The organism is Streptomyces sp. NPDC042638, assembly GCF_040647235.1.
GTDB classification, from domain to species: domain Bacteria; phylum Actinomycetota; class Actinomycetes; order Streptomycetales; family Streptomycetaceae; genus Streptomyces; species Streptomyces rameus.
The window spans coordinates 165,281-183,192 of record NZ_JBEZBT010000001.1 but is presented as its reverse complement, the minus strand read 5'-3'; the positions used below and the strand labels follow the sequence as shown (position 1 = coordinate 183,192).

Annotated in this window: 14 protein-coding genes; 4 read left to right on the top strand and 10 right to left on the bottom strand. The window is 72.1% G+C overall.

Annotation, left to right across the window (positions count from 1 at the left end; all coding sequences use genetic code 11):
- Positions 1-137 precede the first annotated feature (137 nt).
- Positions 138-1,856 (top strand): sodium:solute symporter family protein, encoded by a 1,719-nt coding sequence (locus AB0B40_RS00825; RefSeq protein WP_362261821.1) that lies wholly within the window; start codon positions 138-140, stop codon positions 1,854-1,856.
- Positions 1,857-1,877: 21 nt separating this feature from the next.
- Positions 1,878-2,204, top strand: a complete 327-nt coding sequence (locus AB0B40_RS00820; protein WP_345056277.1) for a hypothetical protein — start codon at positions 1,878-1,880, stop codon at positions 2,202-2,204.
- Positions 2,205-2,348: 144 nt separating this feature from the next.
- On the opposite strand, the gene AB0B40_RS00815 is transcribed toward AB0B40_RS00820, so the two are convergent.
- The 4 genes from AB0B40_RS00815 to AB0B40_RS00800 form a co-directional block, all read right to left on the bottom strand.
- Entirely contained in the window at positions 2,349-3,035 is a 687-nt protein-coding gene (locus AB0B40_RS00815; RefSeq protein ID WP_345056288.1) for a response regulator transcription factor, read from the bottom strand.
- A 176-nt stretch (positions 3,036-3,211) separates the two neighbouring features.
- Positions 3,212-4,993, bottom strand: coding sequence for a PQQ-binding-like beta-propeller repeat protein (locus AB0B40_RS00810; protein ID WP_362261818.1), 1,782 nt, complete (start codon positions 4,991-4,993; stop codon positions 3,212-3,214).
- A 96-nt stretch (positions 4,994-5,089) separates the two neighbouring features.
- The gene (locus AB0B40_RS00805; protein ID WP_362261816.1) at positions 5,090-6,913 is read right to left on the bottom strand and encodes a PQQ-binding-like beta-propeller repeat protein; all 1,824 of its coding nucleotides are present in this window, start codon (positions 6,911-6,913) and stop codon (positions 5,090-5,092) included.
- A 301-nt stretch (positions 6,914-7,214) separates the two neighbouring features.
- A complete protein-coding gene (locus tag AB0B40_RS00800) occupies positions 7,215-9,023 on the bottom strand; it encodes an ABC-F family ATP-binding cassette domain-containing protein (RefSeq protein ID WP_345056294.1) in 1,809 nt (602 codons plus the stop codon).
- Between the two features lie 170 nt (positions 9,024-9,193).
- Between AB0B40_RS00800 and AB0B40_RS00795 the strand changes: the two genes are divergently transcribed.
- Positions 9,194-9,802 (top strand): Uma2 family endonuclease, encoded by a 609-nt coding sequence (locus AB0B40_RS00795; RefSeq protein ID WP_345056296.1) that lies wholly within the window; start codon positions 9,194-9,196, stop codon positions 9,800-9,802.
- A gap of 3 nt (positions 9,803-9,805) precedes the next feature.
- Here the strand turns inward: AB0B40_RS00795 and AB0B40_RS00790 are convergent, their stop codons facing one another.
- From AB0B40_RS00790 to rsmI, 6 genes are all read right to left on the bottom strand, one after another.
- A complete protein-coding gene (locus tag AB0B40_RS00790; RefSeq protein WP_362261811.1) occupies positions 9,806-10,699 on the bottom strand; it encodes a 4-(cytidine 5'-diphospho)-2-C-methyl-D-erythritol kinase in 894 nt (297 codons plus the stop codon).
- Positions 10,696-11,577 (bottom strand): 16S rRNA (adenine(1518)-N(6)/adenine(1519)-N(6))-dimethyltransferase RsmA, encoded by an 882-nt coding sequence (gene rsmA / locus AB0B40_RS00785; protein WP_362261808.1) that lies wholly within the window; start codon positions 11,575-11,577, stop codon positions 10,696-10,698. Before rsmA ends, AB0B40_RS00790 begins: the two co-directional genes overlap by 4 nt.
- Positions 11,578-11,734: 157 nt before the next feature.
- The gene (locus tag AB0B40_RS00780; RefSeq protein WP_345056302.1) at positions 11,735-13,324 is read right to left on the bottom strand and encodes a ubiquitin-like domain-containing protein; all 1,590 of its coding nucleotides are present in this window, start codon (positions 13,322-13,324) and stop codon (positions 11,735-11,737) included.
- A gap of 163 nt (positions 13,325-13,487) precedes the next feature.
- Positions 13,488-14,387 (bottom strand): TatD family hydrolase, encoded by a 900-nt coding sequence (locus AB0B40_RS00775; protein WP_345056304.1) that lies wholly within the window; start codon positions 14,385-14,387, stop codon positions 13,488-13,490.
- A 47-nt stretch (positions 14,388-14,434) separates the two neighbouring features.
- Positions 14,435-14,872, bottom strand: coding sequence for a hypothetical protein (locus AB0B40_RS00770; protein ID WP_345056305.1), 438 nt, complete (start codon positions 14,870-14,872; stop codon positions 14,435-14,437).
- Positions 14,873-15,168: 296 nt separating this feature from the next.
- Positions 15,169-16,017 (bottom strand): 16S rRNA (cytidine(1402)-2'-O)-methyltransferase, encoded by an 849-nt coding sequence (gene rsmI / locus AB0B40_RS00765; RefSeq protein ID WP_345056307.1) that lies wholly within the window; start codon positions 16,015-16,017, stop codon positions 15,169-15,171.
- 126 nt (positions 16,018-16,143) lie between these two features.
- Here rsmI and AB0B40_RS00760 point away from each other — a divergent pair, with 126 nt between their 5' ends.
- Entirely contained in the window at positions 16,144-17,901 is a 1,758-nt protein-coding gene (locus AB0B40_RS00760; RefSeq protein WP_345056309.1) for a phospholipid carrier-dependent glycosyltransferase, read from the top strand.
- Positions 17,902-17,912 lie beyond the last annotated feature (11 nt).

Below are 17,912 nucleotides of genomic sequence, written 5' to 3'. Positions count from 1 at the left end.
CAAACATAACAGACCACAACTCGACAACGCCTAGGATCATCACAATCAAACAAAGAACACCACCAGAAGTGTTCAATTCCTGAACACGGCGGCGTAGGTTCCGCTCTGATCAGTTCGCGCAACGAAGCGAGTTCTTCATGCCAACCCCCCCGTACGCCACCACCTACCTGGCGGCGGAGCTACGGCTCCCCACCAACTGGCTGGACTACACGATCCTGGCGATCTACTTCGTCGTCGTCCTCGGCATCGGCCTCGCTGCCCGCCGGTCGGTGAAGACCAGCCTCGACTTCTTCCTCTCCGGACGCTCGCTGCCCGCCTGGATCACCGGCCTCGCCTTCATCTCGGCGAACCTGGCGGCCACCGAGATCCTGGGCATGGCCGCGAACAGCGCCCAGTACGGCGCCTACACCGTGCACTGGTACTGGATCGGCGCCATCCCCGCCATGGTCTTCCTGGGCCTGGTGATGATGCCCTTCTACTACGGCAGCAAGGTCCGCTCGGTCCCCGAGTTCCTGCTGCTGCGCTTCGACCGGGCCGCTCACCTGCTCAGTTCGATCCTGTTCGCGTTCGCCGCCATCCTGATCGCCGGTGTCAACCTGTACGCCCTCGCGATCGTCGTCGAGGCCCTGCTCGGCTGGCCGCAGTGGGTGGCCATCGTCGTCGCCGGCGCCTTCGTGCTCGCGTACATCACGCTCGGCGGTCTGTCCTCGGCGATCTACAACGAGGTGCTGCAGTTCTTCGTGATCCTCGCCGCCCTCATCCCGATCACCGTGCTCGGCCTGAAGAAGGCCGGCGGCTGGGGCGGCCTGACCGACAAGCTGACCGCCACCCACGGCCAGAACTTCACCAGCGCCTGGGGCGGCACCGGCATCGGCAGCGCCAACCCGCTCGGCGCCAACTGGCTGACCATCGTCCTCGGCCTCGGCTTCGTGCTCTCCTTCGGCTACTGGACCACCAACTTCGCCGAGGTGCAGCGCGCCCTGTCCGCGAAGAACCTCTCCGCCGGGCAGCGCACCCCGCTGATCGCCGCCTACCCGAAGATCTTCATCGTCTTCCTGGTGATGATCCCGGGCCTGGTCGCCGCCGCGCTCGTCCCGAAGATCGGCACCTCCGGCTCGGGCCTGCAGTACAACGACGCCATCCCCTACCTGATGCAGGAGCTGCTGCCCAACGGCGTGCTCGGCATCGCGGTCACCGGTCTGCTGGCGGCCTTCATGGCGGGCATGGCGGCGAACGTGTCGTCCTTCAACACGGTGTTCACCAACGACATCTGGGCCAAGTACGTGGTGCGCGGCCGTGAGGACGCCTACTACGTGCGCTTCGGCCGCCTGATCACCGTGGTCGGCGTCTGCGCCTCCGTCGGCACGGCGTTCCTGGCGTCCTCGTTCTCGAACATCATGAGCTACCTGCAGACGCTGTTCTCCTTCTTCAACGTGCCGATGTTCGTGGTCTTCATCGTCGGCATGTTCTGGAGGCGCGCGTCCGCCAAGTCCGGGTTCTGGGGCCTGCTCGCCGGCACGACCGCCGCGATGGTCAACTACTTCGTGTTCTACAAGAAGGGGATCATCTCCATCCCCTCCGACCAGGGCGCCAACTTCGTCTCCGCCATCGCCGGCTTCGTCGCCGGAGCGGTCGTGATGGTCGCCGTGTCGCTGTTCACCAAGCCGAGGCCGGCGCAGGAACTGCAGGGCCTGGTCTACGGCACCCTCCCCCAGACTCCGTCCGGGGGTACCCCCACCCCCGGCATGTCCGAACCGCCCGCCGAGGGCGACGACGCCTGGTACCGCCGGCCCGCCCTGCTGGGCTGGGGCGCGGTCGTCCTCGCCGCCGCCTGCTACATCCCGTTCTCGTTCTGACCGCGGGAGGATGAGGAAACCATGACCGAGCACTCCGACCGCCATCCCTACACCGAGGGCGACGTCCAGCGGGAAGTCACCGAGCTGGAGGGCAGGTCCGCGACCGCGGCCCGGATCTTCGACCTGCGCCGCATCATCGGCGGCCTGTTCGTCCTCTACGGCGTCATCGTCACGATCGCCGGCATCACCGACTCGCAGTCCGCCATCGACAAGGCCCAGGGCGTCAACATCAACCTGTGGACCGGCATCGGCATGCTGCTGCTGGGCGTCTTCTTCCTGGCCTGGCTGAAGCTGCGGCCGACCCCGCCGGCGCTTCCCCCGGAGGGTTCGGAGGAGGCCGAGAAGTAACCGCCGGCCGACATCGCGGGAAGGGGCGCGGGACAGATCACACGGTTCCCCGCGCCCCTGAGGGGCCGGCTTGTCGCGCAGTCCCCCGCGTGTACCCGGGCCGCGCGGGTCAGCCGCGCCCTTCCCGGGCGCGCGGCACAGGGGCTACTCAGGGCCGGTGCCCCGCAGGGGCCCCGCGCGGTCGAGCAGGCCGGTCCGTGCGGCCAGTGCCGCCGCCTCCAGCCGTGACCCCACGCCGAGCTTCATCAGCACCCGCTGCACATGCGTACGGGCCGTGCTCGGCGCGATGCCCATGCCCGCCGCGATCAGCCGCGTGTCCTCCCCGTCGGCCACCCTGACCAGCACCTCCACCTCCCGCGGCGTCAGCATCTCCAGCAGCCGCTGCGCCTCGTCGTCGGGCTGCGCGGCAGGGTTGAGCAGCTCGCCGAAGGCGCCCTGGAGCAGCTGCGGAGCCACCGCGGCCTCCCCGGCCCGCGCCTTCATGATGGCCCGCTCGACCCCCTCGATCCGCTCGTCGTGCCGTACGTACCCCGAGGCACCCGCCGCGAAGGCCGCCGCGATCCCGCGCGGCGACGGCACCGGGCCCAGCACCAGCACCGCCACCTGCGGGCGCTCCCGTTTGATCTTCACCACCGGGTCGAAGATGCCCGGCTCGGCCGGCGCCGCCGTACCCAGCAGGCACACCTCCGGCGCCCGTGCGATCACCAGATCCGCCGCACCCGCGGCCGGCGCCGCCGCGGCGACCACCCGGTGCCCGCGCAGCTTGAGCGCCGACGCCAGCGCCTCCGCGAGCAGGCGATGGTCGTCGACGACGATGAGCCGCACGCCCATAGAGCAACCCCCCAGTCCCCCGGTACCCCCGCCCGTCATGCCCCCGGAAGCTACACGCTTGTTCGACGTCGCGCTGCCCCTCCCGATGAGAAGTGCCCCGGATCGATGAAATCCGGGGCACTTCTCGGCAAGTCACTCATTCGGGCGACACCGGTGAGGGCGTCGGCGGCCGCGCGTCAGCCGTCCGTGCCGAACGCCATCACCAGGTACTCCTTGGTGTACGGACTGGACTTGTGGGCGTACACGGCCGACATGTAGAGGCGGCCGCCGCCGAAGAGGATCTCCGCGTACTCCGGCAGCAGGCTGGTCTCCCCCTCGTGCACGCTCCGTGTGGCGGGGTTCTCCAGCAGCTTCGTCGTCTTGAACGAACCGCCGTCGATGCTGACGATCTGACCGCCCTTGTTGTACGGCGGCGCCTTGTAGGCGAGCAGGTTGGCACCGTCCATGCGCAGCGGGGAGAGCATGTAGCCGTCCCCGGCCTCGGCCCGCTGGCCGGTCGGCTTGCCGGTCTTCAGGTCGAAGGCGACGATCTCGTTGGTCTTGGCGTACGTGCCCTTGCCGTCGAGCGCCTCGGTCGTCAGGTACAGCCTGCCGTTGCCGGCGACGACCTGCCTGCAGCCGTCGATCTGGGTGAGACCGCTGCAGCGGCCCCCGTACGTGTCCTTGGGCGCGGAGATACGGGCGAGCAGCTTGCCGGTCCGGTTGTCGATGGAGAAGTAGTCCGAGACGTTGGTACTGCTGCCCGAGACCACCAGCGGGTCGGTGGAGACGACGGCGGAGTAGTCGACCCCGTCGGGCATCCTGTACTCGGAGATCACCTTCCCGCTCTTCGGGTCGATGGTCTGGATGTGCAGCTGCCGGTTGTCGTACGTGCCGCACCGCCGCACCGCGACCAGCCGGGCGCCGCCGCCGTACCCCTCGTCGAAGCAGGTGTCGTCCGTCTTCGGCTGCCAGAGCACCTTGCCGGACGCGATGTCGAACGCGGCGCCGCCTTCGAGGCTGCCGACCGCGACGGTGCCCTGAGCGACCGTCACGTTCTGGAAGTTGAGCGGGACGTCACCGGAGTTGACCGTCTTCGTCCACAGCTTCTTCCCCGCGGTGAGGTCGATCGCCGCGATCTGGCTGCAGCCCGCGGAGGAACCCTTCGCGGGCATCTTCGGCTGGAAGGCGATCGCCGTCCGGCCGTTCTCGTCGGCGTGGCTGCTGGCCGCGCAGACGGGGCCGGGCAGCTTGAGCGTCCACATCCTGGTGCCCTTGGCCGGGTCGTAGCCGACGATCTCCGCGACGCCGGTCTTGGCGTACACCGTGTCCGTCAGCCACGAGCCCGCGGTGAAGACCGTGTCCTCCGCCTGGGGCAGCGGCACCTGGAAGAGCACCTTGGCGGCCGGGTCGTCCGGCGTCTTCTCCTTGCCGCCACCGCCGGCCGTCCCCCCGGAGCGGCCCGTGCCGTTCGAACCGCCGCTGGAGGAGGCCGTGTCGGGGTTTTTGCCATCACCCCCGGAGGAGCCGGCGTACCAGATGCCGCCGCCGATGATCAGCGCGATGGCGACGACCGCCGCGACGACGATGAACAGCACGGTGTTGTTCCGTCCGCCGCCGGTGCCGGCCCCGGGCGTGGCCGCCACGGTCGGCGGCAGCCCCTGGCCCGGGTAGCCGTACCCCGGCTGCGCCCCCTGCACGGGCTGGGCGTAGGGGTTGTGCGGCTGGGCGCCGAAGCCGGGGGGCTGCTGGGCGTTGTACCCCGGCGGCTGCTGGGCGGGGTGGGGCGGGGCCGGCGGCTGGGCGTACGGGTTGTGCTGCGCGCCGGGATAGCCGTAACCGGGCTGCGGGGGCTGGGGCTGCGCGGGCGGGGCCTGGGGGTAGCCGTAGCCCGGCTGCGGGGGCTGGTTCGGGGGCTGCGGAGGCTGGCTCGGCGGCTGCGGGGGCTGGTTCGGGGGCGGCGGGGGCGGCTGGGTCATGGCGCGGGTACCTCGGTGACGCTCGGACGGCCGGACGGCGGCGCCGGCTCGGGGGACGGGGCTGAGGGCGGGTCGGGGCCGGGCGGTGCGCCGGGCTCAGTTGCCGAAGGCCATGATCAGCTTCTCCTTCGAGTCGTCGTCGCCGGACAGCCGGCCCGAGGAGATGAAGAGCCGGCCGCCGGTGAAGTCGACGACACCGTCGTAGAAGGCGTTCTCGGCACCGGCGGCACCCTTGGGGTTCCGCAGCAGGCCGGTCGTCGTGTGGGAGGAGCCGGTGACCGGAACCGACACCACCTGGCCGCCCGTGTCGTACGACGGCTGCGCGTACGCGATGAGTTTGCCGCCCTCAACCTTCACCGGCGTCATCGGCCGGTTCCCCGGGGCCTTGACCCGCCACTTCTCCCTGCCGTCGGAGAGGCCGATCGCGACGATCTCGTTGGCGCTGATGGTGGAGTCGGTGGGCAGGTAGAGGGTGTCGGCGTCGACCGCGACACCCTGGCAGCCCTGTAGCTCGCGTTCGAGGACCGCCCAGCCGCAGCGCGGGGCGAACTTCTCGTTCACCCTGACCTGCGAACGGAACTTGCCGTCCTTGGTGAAGGTGGAGATGTTCCAGACCTTCTTCTCGCGGTTGGTCAGGTAGACGACGAGCGGGTCGACCGAGTACGTCCGGCTCACCTCCCAGCCCTTCTTGACCTTCTGGGTCCAGCGCACCTTGCCGGTGGCCGGGTCCAGCTCCTGGAGCTCCTCGTGCTCGCCGGAGGTGCCGACGGCGCAGGAGGCCACCTGGATCAGCCGGCCGGTGCCGCCCGCGAAGGCGGCCGGGAAGCACGCCTCGCCGTACCGCTTCTTGTCGTACAGCTTCTTGCCGCTGTCGATGTCGTACGCCGTGCCGGACTGCGAACGGCCCACCATCAGCGTCCTGCCGCTCACCGTCAGTTCGATGGTGAGGGCGCTGTCGAACAGGCCGCCGTCGGCGACCTCGCCGCTCCAGCCCTTCTCGCCGGTGCGCAGGTCGATCTGCTGGAGCTGGTTGCACTTGGCGTGGTCGCCGGCGCTGTTCATGTACGCCACGACGATCTTGTCGTCGGCCGACTTCCGGGTGGTGGCCGCACAGATCTTCTGCGGGAAGGTGAGCGGGCCCCAGGCGGTGCCGCCGTCCCCGGCGTGGAAGGCGAAGACCTGCTTGTACGCCGCCTTCACCGCCGTGTCGCCGCTGACCCACATGCCGGGCGCGTCGGCGCCGGACGCCGGGGCGTCCGGCGCCGGCTTGTACCAGAGCACCTTGGCCTCACCGGCCTGGCGCCCCTCGTTGAGGTGGTCCGGGTCCTCACCGCCGCCGGAGGCCGTGGGCGAGGCGCTGACCGACTGCGTGGGGTCGTCGCTGTGTCGGGCGACGGGCTTCTTCGTGCCGCCGCCGTCACCGCCGGTGACCGCGAACACCGTGCCGCCGACGACGAGCAGCGCGGCCACCGCGCCGCCGATGATCAGCGCCGTCCTCTTCCGGGAGGCCGGCCCGCCGCCGGCGGGGCCGCCGGGCGCGGTGCCGGGCATGCCCGGGTACGGCGGCTGCTGCGGGTAACCGTAGCCGGGCTGCGGGGCGCCGTACGGGCCCGGCTGCTGCGGTTGGCCGTAGGGGCCCGCGGTGCCGGCGTACGGGCCCGGCTGCTGCGGGTAGCCGTAGCCCGGCTGGGGCTGCTGGGGGTAGCCGTAGCCCGGCTGGGGCTGCTGCGGGGGGCCGGCGGGCGGCTGGGGCGCGCCGAAAGCGCCTTGCGCCGGCGGGGTCTGGGGAGCGCCGAAGCCGCCCTGTGCCGGTGGCGCCGCCGGTGGAGACTGCGGGGCGCCGAAGCCTGCGGGCTGCGGCGGCTGGTCCTGCGGCGCTCCGAAGCCGCCGTGCGGCGGCTGGTTGGGCGGCTGAGTCATCAGCGCTCTTCCCCCTCGTTCACTGATTTTTAGCCACGCCCTGAGGTTCGTGACAGACCCAAGGTCGTTCTCAGACCGTTCTCAGACGGCTCTTTCTATCACCCGTCACCGACAGTCCACGGGGCCGCGGCCACCGCTGTTCCCAAGGGAGAACCGGCCCGTGATATCGCCGTTACGCGCCTTCACGCCCCCTTCACGCGGCGCACGCAACGGCCTTGCGCGCGGCCGGAACACGCCGCCCGCGCTCCCCCCGCACGACGAAGCGCACGCCCTCGACCGCACAAGGGCGTGCGCTTTCCCGTCAGGCGTCCTCCGCCAGCTCCAGCCAGCGCAGCTCCAGTTCCTCGCGCTCCCCCGCGAGATCCCGCAACTGGGCGTCCAGTTCGGCCACCTTCGCGAAGTCGGTGGCGTTGTCGGCGATCCGGGAGTGCAGTTGGGCCTCCTTCTCGGAGACCTTGTCCAACTGGCGCTCGATCTTCTGGAGTTCCTTCTTCGCGGCGCGCTGGTCGGCGGCGCTCCTCTCCGTGGTGGCCGGCCTGGGCGCCGCCGCGGCGGACTGCGCGGCCACGGCCTCCTCCATGCCCCGGCGCCGCTCCAGGTATTCGTCGATCCCGCGGGGGAGCATCCGCAGGGCGCCGTCGCCGAGGAGGGCGAACACCCGGTCCGTCGTGCGCTCCACGAAGAACCGGTCGTGGGAGATGACGATCATCGAGCCGGGCCAGCCGTCGAGGACGTCCTCCAGCTGGGTGAGGGTCTCGATGTCGAGGTCGTTGGTGGGCTCGTCCAGGAAGAGGACGTTGGGCTCGTCCATGAGGAGCCGCAGCAGCTGCAGCCGCCGCCGCTCACCACCGGAGAGGTCGCCGACCGGGGTCCACTGCTTCTCCTTGTTGAAGCCGAACGTCTCGCACAGCTGCCCGGCCGTCATCTCGCGCCCCTTGCCGAGGTCGACGCGCTCCCGGACCTGCTGCACCGCCTCCAGGACCCGCAGGGCCGGGTCGAGTTCGGCGACCTCCTGGGAGAGGTAGGCGAGCTTCACGGTCCTGCCGACGGCGACACGGCCGCCCGCCGGCTGCTCCTCGCCCTCGGTGCGCGCGGCCACGGCCATGGCGCGCAGTAGCGAGGTCTTCCCGGCGCCGTTCACGCCGACCAGACCGATCCGGTCACCGGGCCCGAGCTGCCAGGTGACGTGCTTGAGCAGCACCTTGGGGCCGGCCTGGACGGTGACGTCCTCCAGGTCGAAAACCGTCTTGCCCAGGCGCGAGGACGCGAACTTCATCAGCTCGCTGCTGTCCCGGGGCGGCGGCACGTCCGCGATCAGCTCGTTGGCGGCCTCGACGCGGAAGCGCGGCTTGGACGTCCGCGCGGGCGCGCCGCGCCGCAGCCAGGCCAGCTCCTTGCGGACCAGGTTCTGCCGCTTGGCCTCCTCCGTGGCGGCGATCCGCTCGCGCTCCGCGCGCGCGAAGACGTAGTCCGAGTAACCGCCCTCGTACTCGTACACGTCGCCGCGCTGCACGTCCCACATGCGCGTGCAGACCTGGTCCAGGAACCACCGGTCGTGCGTCACGCACACCAGCGCCGAGCGCCGGTTCTGCAGGTGCCGGGCGAGCCAGGCGATGCCCTCGACGTCGAGGTGGTTGGTCGGCTCGTCCAGGACGATCAGGTCCTGTTCCTCGATGAGCAGCTTGGCGAGCGCGATACGGCGGCGCTCGCCACCGGACAGCGGCCCGATGACGGTGTCCAGCCCCTTCGGGAAGCCCGGCAGGTCCAGCCCGCCGAACAGTCCGGTCAGCACGTCCCTGACCTTGGCGTTGCCGGCCCACTCGTGGTCCGCCATGTCACCGATGACCTCGTGACGGACGGTCGCGGCGGGGTCGAGGGAGTCGTGCTGCGTGAGCACGCCGATGCGCAGCCCGCCCGAGTGGGTGACCCGCCCGGTGTCGGCCTCCTCCAGCTTGGCGAGCATCCGGATGAGGGTGGTCTTGCCGTCGCCGTTGCGCCCGACGACCCCGATCCGGTCCCCCTCCGACACACCGAGCGAGACGCCGTCCAGCAGGGCACGGGTGCCGTAGACCTTGCTGACGTTCTCGACATTGACCAGGTTGACGGCCATTTCACTCCTGTGCGGGGGGCGGTATCGACGTGCGGCTCCGCCGCGTGGGTCAGCCTTCTAGCGTAGGGCCTCGGCGGTGGGGGGCGGAGCGGGAGGGTGCCGTCACTCATTGTGATGACCTGGTCGGGAACGGACCGCTACCGTGGTGGACAGGCAGCAGGATCCCGTCCATGGGAGGAACCATGACCGCCGAGTCCGCAGAGCACCGAGTGCCGCAGTGGCCGGTGCCGCCCCAGGACGGATACACCGTGGACGACCTGTTCACGCTGCCGGATCTCCCGCCGCACACCGAGCTGATCGACGGGAGCCTGGTTTTCGTGAGTCCGCAGCGCCGCTTTCACGCCAACGTGATCGACCTCTTGGTCAACGGCCTGCGCGGGGGGCTGCCCGTCGAGTTCAGAGTCAGCCGGGAGATGACCGTCATCCTCGACAACCGCAATGGGCCGGAACCCGATGTGAGCGTGATCCGTGCCGATGCGATCACCGGGCCCGGCCAGACGCGCTATGAGGCCGGGGACGTTCTCCTCGCCGTCGAGGTGGTCTCCCCCGACTCGGAGTCCCGTGACCGCACGACCAAGCCGCAGAAGTACGCCGCCGCCGGAATCCCGAACTTCTGGCGGGTCGAGGAGAACGGAACGAGTGGCCACCCCGTCGTCCACGTCTACGAACTCGACCCGCTCACCAAGGCGTACATCCACACGGGCATGCATCGTGACCGCGTCAAGGTCGGCGCCCCTTACGTGATCGACATCGACCTGACCGCCATCGACGCGCTCTGACCCCTAGAGGACCGTCGCTCCCGGCACCGGCGCCGCCGCCGTCCGTACCGTGCGGCAGGTGCCGGAGGACCGGAGAGCCTCGGCCACCTTCTCCGCCGACTCGGCGTCCCGCGCGAGAAACGCGGTCGTCGGCCCGGACCCGGAAACCAGCGCGGTGAGCGCACCGGCCCCCCGCCCGGCCGCCAGCGTGTCCGCCAGCTCGGGGAACAGGGACAGCGCGGCAGGCTGAAGATCGTTGGACGTGGCCGCCGCCAGCGCGTCCGCGTCCCCCTTCGCCAGCGCCTCCAGCAGCTCGGCGGAAGCCACCGGCTCCGGGATGTCCCGCCCCTGCGCCAGCCGGTCGAACTCACGGAAGACCGCAGGGGTGGACAGCCCGCGCGCGGCCATCGCGAACACCCAGTGGAAGGTGCCGCCGACCTCCAGGGGCGTCAGCCGCTCGCCGCGCCCGACCCCGAGGGCCGCGCCGCCGACCAGGCTGAACGGCACGTCGCTGCCCAGCTCGGCGCAGATCGCGAGGAGTTCCGCGCGGGAGGCGCCGGTGCCCCAGAGCGCGTCGCAGGCGAGGAGCGCGCCCGCGCCGTCCGCGCTGCCGCCCGCCATGCCGCCGGCGACCGGGATGTCCTTGTCGATGTGGATGTGCACGGCCGGTTCGACGCCCCGGCGCCCGGCGAGGGCGAGGGCCGCGCGCGCGGCGAGGTTGGTGCGGTCCAGGGGGACCTGGTCGGCGTCCGGGCCCGCGCAGGTCACCCGCAGCTCGTCGGCCGGGGTCACGGTGACCTCGTCGTACAGCCCGACGGCGAGGAAGACGTTCGCCAGGCCGTGGAAACCGTCGGACCGCGCCGCGCCCACGGCGAGCTGGACGTTGACCTTGGCCGGAACCCTGACCGTGACGCTCACTCGCCCGTCCCCTCGTGCGCGTGCCTGTGCTCGGAGATGCGAGCGAACTCCTCGACCGTCAGTGACTCCCCGCGCGCCTGCGGCGAGACCCCGGCCGCGACCAGGGCCGCCTCGGCCGCCACCGCGGACCCGGCCCAGCCGGCGAGCGCCGCCCGCAGCGTCTTGCGGCGCTGGGCGAAGGCCGCGTCGACCACCGCGAACACCTCACGCCGGGAAGCGGTGGTCTTGATCGGTTCCGTGCGGCGGACGAGGGAGACCAGCCCGCTGTCGACGTTCGGCGCGGGCCAGAAGACGTTGCGGCCGATGGAACCGGCCCGCTTCACCTCCGCGTACCAGTTGGCCTTCACGGACGGCACGCCGTACACCTTCGAGCCGGGTGCGGCGGCGAGCCGGTCGGCGACCTCGGCCTGGACCATCACCAGCGTCCGCTCGATGGTCGGGAAGGTGTCGAGCATGTGCAGTAGCACGGGCACGGCGACGTTGTACGGCAGGTTCGCCACCAGGGCGGTCGGGGCGGGGCCGGGCAGCTCGTCGACGTGCATCGCGTCGGAGTGGACCAGCGCGAACCGGCCGGCCCGCTCCGGCATGCGCGCGGCGATGGTGGCGGGCAGCGCGGCGGCCAGGACGTCGTCGATCTCGACGGCGGTGACCCGGTCGGCGACCTCCAGCAGTGCGAGGGTGAGCGAGCCGAGCCCCGGGCCGACCTCGACGACCACGTCGTCGGCGCGCACCTCGGCGGTGCGGACGATACGGCGGACCGTGTTGGCGTCGATCACGAAGTTCTGGCCGCGCTGCTTGGTGGGACGGACACCGAGCGCTGCCGCGAGCTCACGGATGTCGGCGGGGCCGAGGAGGGCGTCGGGGAGGGGGCTGCTCACGGGACAAGGGTACGGGGCCGCCACCACGCCTTCCGCCCACGCCCGGCCCCGCCCCGGGCCCGCCCCACGCCCGGCCCCGCCCCACGCCCCGCCCGGACACCCGTACACCCGCACGGCCCGGCGCCGCGCCGCCCGCCCGGTCGTGCACGCCCGGCGCCTACGTGCGCAGGCGCGCCCCGCAGTGCGGCCAGGGGGTCGTGCCGCGGCTCATGTACAGCTTCTTCGCGCGGTACGTCTGCTCCTCGGCGGGTGCGTCCTGGGGGCGCCCGCTGCCGCCCAGGCTGTGCCAGGTGCGCGTGTCGAACTGGTACAGCCCGCCGTACGTCCCCGAGGGGTCGACCGCGTTCGCCCGGCCGCCGGACTCGCACACGGCGAGCCCGTGCCAGTTCAGGTCGTCGGCACCCTGCACGGAGGTGGGCCGCGGCTTGGTGCCCACCTTCACCATCTGCTTGCGCGGGCTGCGCACCACCTCGGTCTTCTCCCAGCGCGGTTTCTGCCCGACCCCGTTGACCGTGCGCACGAGATAGGTGATGCGGCGCAGGCCGGGCCGGCCGGGCCGGGCGACGACCTCGGTGCCCTTGAACAGCGACGGGTCCTCGGACCGCTCGACCTCGAACGGGATCTGCTCCTCGCGGATCTCCCGTCTGCCGCTCACCCGCAGCACGGTCACCGTCTGCCCGTCGCGCGGAAAGCTGTCCGGCGCGACGGAGGTGGTGTCCTGGCCGTGCAGGGTGATCCCGGCCTCCTCGATGGCCTCCCGGACGGTGGCCGCGTTGGTGCGGACGGTACGGGCCCGGCCGTCCGCCATCACCGTCACCGCGCGCTCGGTGCGCACGTCGAGCGCGAGGCCGGCGCGCCCGATGGGCTGTGAGCGGGCGGTGGACAGGTAGGCGCCCTCGGCGCGCACCCCCAGCTCCTCCAGCGCGTCCTCCACGGTGTGCGCCGTCGTCCACACCTCGTGCCGGCGGCCGTCCAGCGTGAGCCGTACGGGGCGCCCGTACCGCACCGCGACCGCGTCGCCGCTGGCGAGCGCCGCGTCCGGGGAGGGCGCGATGGTGTCGTGCGCCCCGGTGCGCACGCCCTGCTCGGAGAGCAGTTCGCCGACGTCGTCGGCGAAGGTGTGCAGGGTGCGCGGCCTGCCGTCGACGTCCAGCTCGATGGCCTTGTCCTTGGCGACGAAGGCGGTGGTGCCGCCGGCGAGGAAGGCCACGACCAGCGCCTGCGGCAGCAGGCGGCGCACGGCGGAGTCCGGGCGTTCGGCGTACCGCGACCGGCGCCGGCGCGCGGCCCGCCCGGCCGGTTCGGCCTGCGCGTCCCGCTCGTCCGTCCACGTGTCCGCGGCGTCCACGCTGTCGCCCGTCCCCGCGTCCACGGCGTGCGGGCCGCGCTCGCGCGTCTCTCCCGCCACCGGCGCGCTCCCGCTCTGGCGGGGCAGCACCGGCTCCGTCACCGGCGGGTGCTCCGGCATCTGCGCAAACGCCCTGGTCTCGTACGCCCTGGTCTCGTACGCGGGCCGGTAGGTGTCCCCGTAGCCCGTGTACGGCGCGTACCCCCCGTGCTCCCCGTACTCCCCGTGCGCCGCCTGGTGCGCCGCGCCGTCGGGGCCGGCCGCCTCACGCGGAGCCCCGGCGTACGCCGGCACCCCGTACCCCACCGTCTCCGCGTCGTGCAGGCCGGGCCACGCGCCGCCCGGTGGCGCGGCGTAGGGGCCGTACGCCGCGAAGGTCTCGTACTGGGAGTTGCTCACGCCGACACGCTCCAGAGGGCCCGAAGGCCAGAGGGGTCCGGATCGGGCCCAGAACCTAGCGGAGCACCGGTCACTCTCCAAAGCGGCGCGACCACGCACCGTAGCGGCGAGATCCGGGCCGGACCGCACCGGGCGTTATCGGCTGGTTACGATCGATGCACTCTCAGTAATCGAAGGCGCGGGCGGTGTTCGCGCCCAGCGCCGTCGCCAGCACGTCCTCGTCGACGCCGCGCACGGCGGCCATCGCGCGGACCGTGACCGGAATGAGATACGGCGCGTTGGGCCGTCCGCGGTACGGCGCCGGGGTCAGGAAGGGCGCGTCGGTCTCCACGAGGACCAGTTCCAGCGGGGCGACGGCGAGGGCGTCCCGCAGGTTCTGGGCGTTCTTGAAGGTGACGTTGCCGGCGAAGGACATGAAGTAGCCCGCGCGGGCGCAGATCCCGGCCATCTCGGCGTCGCCGGAGTAGCAGTGGAAGACGGTGCGCTCGGGGGCTCCCTCCTCCTTCAGGATCCGCAGCACGTCGGCGTGGGCGTCGCGGTCGTGGATCACGAGCGCCTTGCCGTGCCGCTTGGCGATCTCGATGTGGGCACGGAAGGAGCGCTCCTGCGCGGCCTTGCCCTCGGGACCGGTGCGGAAGTGGTCCAGGCCCGTCTCGCCGACGCCCTTGACCTGCGGCAGCCCGGCCAGCCGGTCGATCTCGGCGAGGGCCTCGTCCAGGGCCGCGTCGCCGCCCGGCGCGCGGGCGCCCTGCCGGGACCAGCCGTCGGGGTCGCCGTGGACGATGCGCGGGGCCTCGTTGGGGTGCAGGGCGACGGTGGCGTGGACGCCGTCGTGGGCGGCGGCGGTCTCGGCGGCCCACCGCGAGCCCTTGATGTCGCAGCCGACCTGGACGACCGTCGTGACGCCCACCGAAGCGGCCTTCGCCAGGCCCTCCTCCACCGTGCCGGACTGCATGTCGAGGTGGGTGTGGGAGTCGGCGACGGGCACCCGCAGGGGGGCCGGGAGCGGCGGTGCCGCGTTCTTGTCGTCGCCCTTGGGGCTCGGGCCGGCGTTCGAAGGCATGCCCCGATCCTACGAAAGGGGCATGCCGTCGGGGGGCGGTGCCGCTCTCAGCCCGCCTTGCGCTGGAACGGGTGCAGGAGATCGGACAGGTGCAGGTGCCAGTGGTGCGTTTCCCTGGACGGTTCGGCCTTGCGCGGATCCATGGCCGGCGCGGGCAGCTGCGGCGCCTCGACCGGACCGGCCTGCGGCGCGGGGTGGTGCTGCCGTTCGGCCACGCTGCGCACCGAGGAGACCTGGCCCGCGCGCATGATGCGTATGACGTGGCCGTCGCAGTTCTGGCAGTTCGGCCGGCTCAGCGGCGACGGCACGACCCGGCCGTCGGCCACGTAGAGCACGAACTGCGTCCCCTCGGCGTCGGTGTGGTGCTCTATCTCGTACGACTGCTCCCAGCCGTGCCCGCAGCGCATGCAGGCGAACGAGTACGACTCGTGAACGACGGCTGTGGCAGTACCGCGGAGGCCGGTGCGTCCTGCTGTGTCACTCATGCCAGCTCCCTGTTGCACGGGTGCGTCCCTGATGGACGGGTGCGTCCCTTCGACCAGTGGACGCCTCCGTCCGCGCGAACGCATCAGGCCTGTCGAGTGTTGGAGACGTTTTGGACTCTGCTTGCCAAACCGCCGCGGCTGGGAAGCGTGGGCTTTGCCTTGCGCGTCAGCCTTTTGCCCGGCCATGGGGCGCGTGCTCAGCCGAGGCGCGCCGCGCTCAGGAGGTGCGTTCGCGCAGGCCCGCGGCGGCGCGCCCGGTCCGGCGGCGCGCTCAGCCGGCCGGGTTCGCGGCGCGCTCAGCCGGCCGCGTTCTTGGCCTCGACCACCGCGTCGAACACCACCCGCTTCGGCAGCCCGGCGTCCGCCGCCACCGCCGCGATGGCCTCCTTGCGGCGCTCGCCGGCCTCCTCCCGCACCCGCACCCGGCGGACCAGCTCCGCGGCGTCCAGTTCCTCGGGCCCGGTCTCGGGCGCGCCCTCGACGACGACCGTGATCTCCCCGCGCACACCCTCCGCGGCCCACCGCGCCAGCTCGGCCAGCGGACCGCGCCGTACCTCCTCGTAGGTCTTGGTCAGCTCGCGGCAGACGGCGGCCCGGCGGTCGGCGCCGAAGACCTCGGCCATGGCGGCGAGGGTGTCGTCGAGCCGGTGCGGGGCCTCGAAGTAGACGAGGGTGCGCCGCTCGGCCGCGACCTCGCGCAGCCGGGACAGCCGTTCGCCGGCCTTGCGGGGCAGGAACCCCTCGAAGCAGAACCGGTCGACGGGCAGCCCGGACAGGGCGAGCGCGGTGAGCACGGCGGACGGCCCGGGCACGGCGGTGACCCGGATGTCCTGCTCCACGGCGGCGGCCACCAGCCGGTAGCCGGGGTCGGAGACGGAGGGCATGCCGGCGTCGGTCACCAGCAGCACACGCGCGCCGCCGAGCAGCTCCGCGACCAGTTCGGGGGTGCGGGCGGACTCGTTGCCCTCGAAGTACGAGATCACCCGGCCCTTGGGCGTGACGCCCAGCGCCTGGGTGAGCCGGCGCAGCCGCCGGGTGTCCTCGGCGGCGACCACGTCGGCGCCGGCCAGCTCCTCGGCCAGCCGGGGCGGCGCGTCCGCGATGTCGCCGATGGGGGTACCTGCCAGGACAAGGGTTCCAGTCACCCCCCCATCCTCCCAGGAGTTCGGGGGCCGGCTCCGGGCGCCCGCGAACGAGGGGAATCCGACCGTGTCCCGACCGGTACCGCACATGCACGGGACTCGCACAGAACGGTTCCCTACGATGGCGCGGTGACCAGTACCGCGTCCTCCATGGACCTCCGGCAGGACCAGGCACCGCACGACCGGCGGCCGTCGTGGCAGCAGCGGCTGCGCCGCTTCGGATACGTACCGGCCAAGGACGCGCCCGCGGGCGACGTACGCGACCGGCTGGTGCCCCCGTACGCGCAGCCGAGCCCCCGGCTGTGGCGGGCGCTCGGCGCGCCGCCGGTCCTCGCCGGGCGGATCACGCGCTGGTCGGCCTGGGGCGGGCCGCTGCTGGTGACGCTGCTCGCGGGCGTGCTGCGGTTCTGGAACCTGGGCAGCCCGCGCGCGGTGATATTCGACGAGACGTACTACGCCAAGGACGCCTGGGCGCTCGTCCACCGCGGTTTCGAGGTCAGCTGGGACAAGTACGGCAAGAACGCCAACGACCTGGTGCTCCAGCAGCACGGTCACCTGGCGGTCCCGACGGACCCGGCGTACGTGGTGCACCCGCCGGTCGGCAAGTACGTGATCGGCCTCGGCGAGCTGGTCTTCGGCTTCGACCCGTTCGGCTGGCGGTTCATGACGGCGCTGCTCGGGACGCTGAGCGTGCTGATGCTGTGCCGGATCGGGCGCCGTATCTTCCGCTCGACGTTCCTGGGCTGCCTCGCGGGCGCGCTGATGGCGGTGGACGGCCTGCACTTCGTGATGAGCCGGACCTCGCTGCTCGACGGCGTGCTGATGTTCTTCGTGGTGGCCGCGTTCGGCTGTCTGGTCGTCGACCGGGACCGGGCGCGGGAGAGACTGGCCGCCGCGCTGCCCGTGCGGCCGGACGGCCTGGTCCGGCCGGACGCGCATGTGGCCGACACCTTCCGCTTCGGGTGGCGCCCCTGGCGCTGGGCGGCCGGGCTGATGCTGGGCCTGGCCGCGGGCACGAAGTGGAACGGCCTGTACGTCCTGGCCGCGTTCTGCGTGCTGACGGTCCTGTGGGACGTCGGCACCCGCAAGGTGGCCGGCGCGTACCGCCCGTACCTGGCGGCGCTCAAGTACGACACCGGCATGGCCTTCCTGGCGACGGTCCCGGTGGCGCTGGTGGTCTACGTGGCCTCCTGGACCGGCTGGATCCTCTCCCCGGCCGACGGCACGGGCGGCTACTACCGCAACTGGGCGGCCACCGACGGCAAGGGCGGCACCTGGTCGTTCCTGCCGGACTGGCTGCGCAGCCTGTGGCACTACGAGCACGAGGTGTACAACTTCCACGTCCACCTCGACCAGCCGCACACGTACCAGTCCAACCCGTGGAGCTGGATCGTGCTGGGCCGCCCGGTGTCGTACTTCTACGAGTCCCCCTCCCCCGGCGCCGACGGCTGCCCGGCGGACGCGGGCGAGAAGTGCGCCCGGGAGGTGCTGGCGCTCGGCACGCCGCTGCTGTGGTGGGCGGCCTGCTTCGCGATCGTCTACGTCGTGTGGCGCTGGGCGTTCCGCCGTGACTGGCGGGCCGGGGCCATCGCGTGCGGGATCGCGGCCGGCTACCTGCCCTGGTTCCTGTACCAGGAGCGGACGATCTTCCTCTTCTACGCGGTCGTCTTCCTGCCGTTCCTGTGCCTGGCGGTGGCGATGATGATCGGGGCGATCATCGGCCCGCCGGGTTCCGGCGACACCCGCCGCCTGGTGGGCGCGTCGGCGGCGGGCGTACTGGTGCTGCTGATCGCCTGGAACTTCATCTACTTCTGGCCCCTGTACACGGGCACGGCGATCCCGATCGACCAGTGGCGGTCGCGGATGTGGCTGGACACCTGGGTGTGAGTCACGGTTTG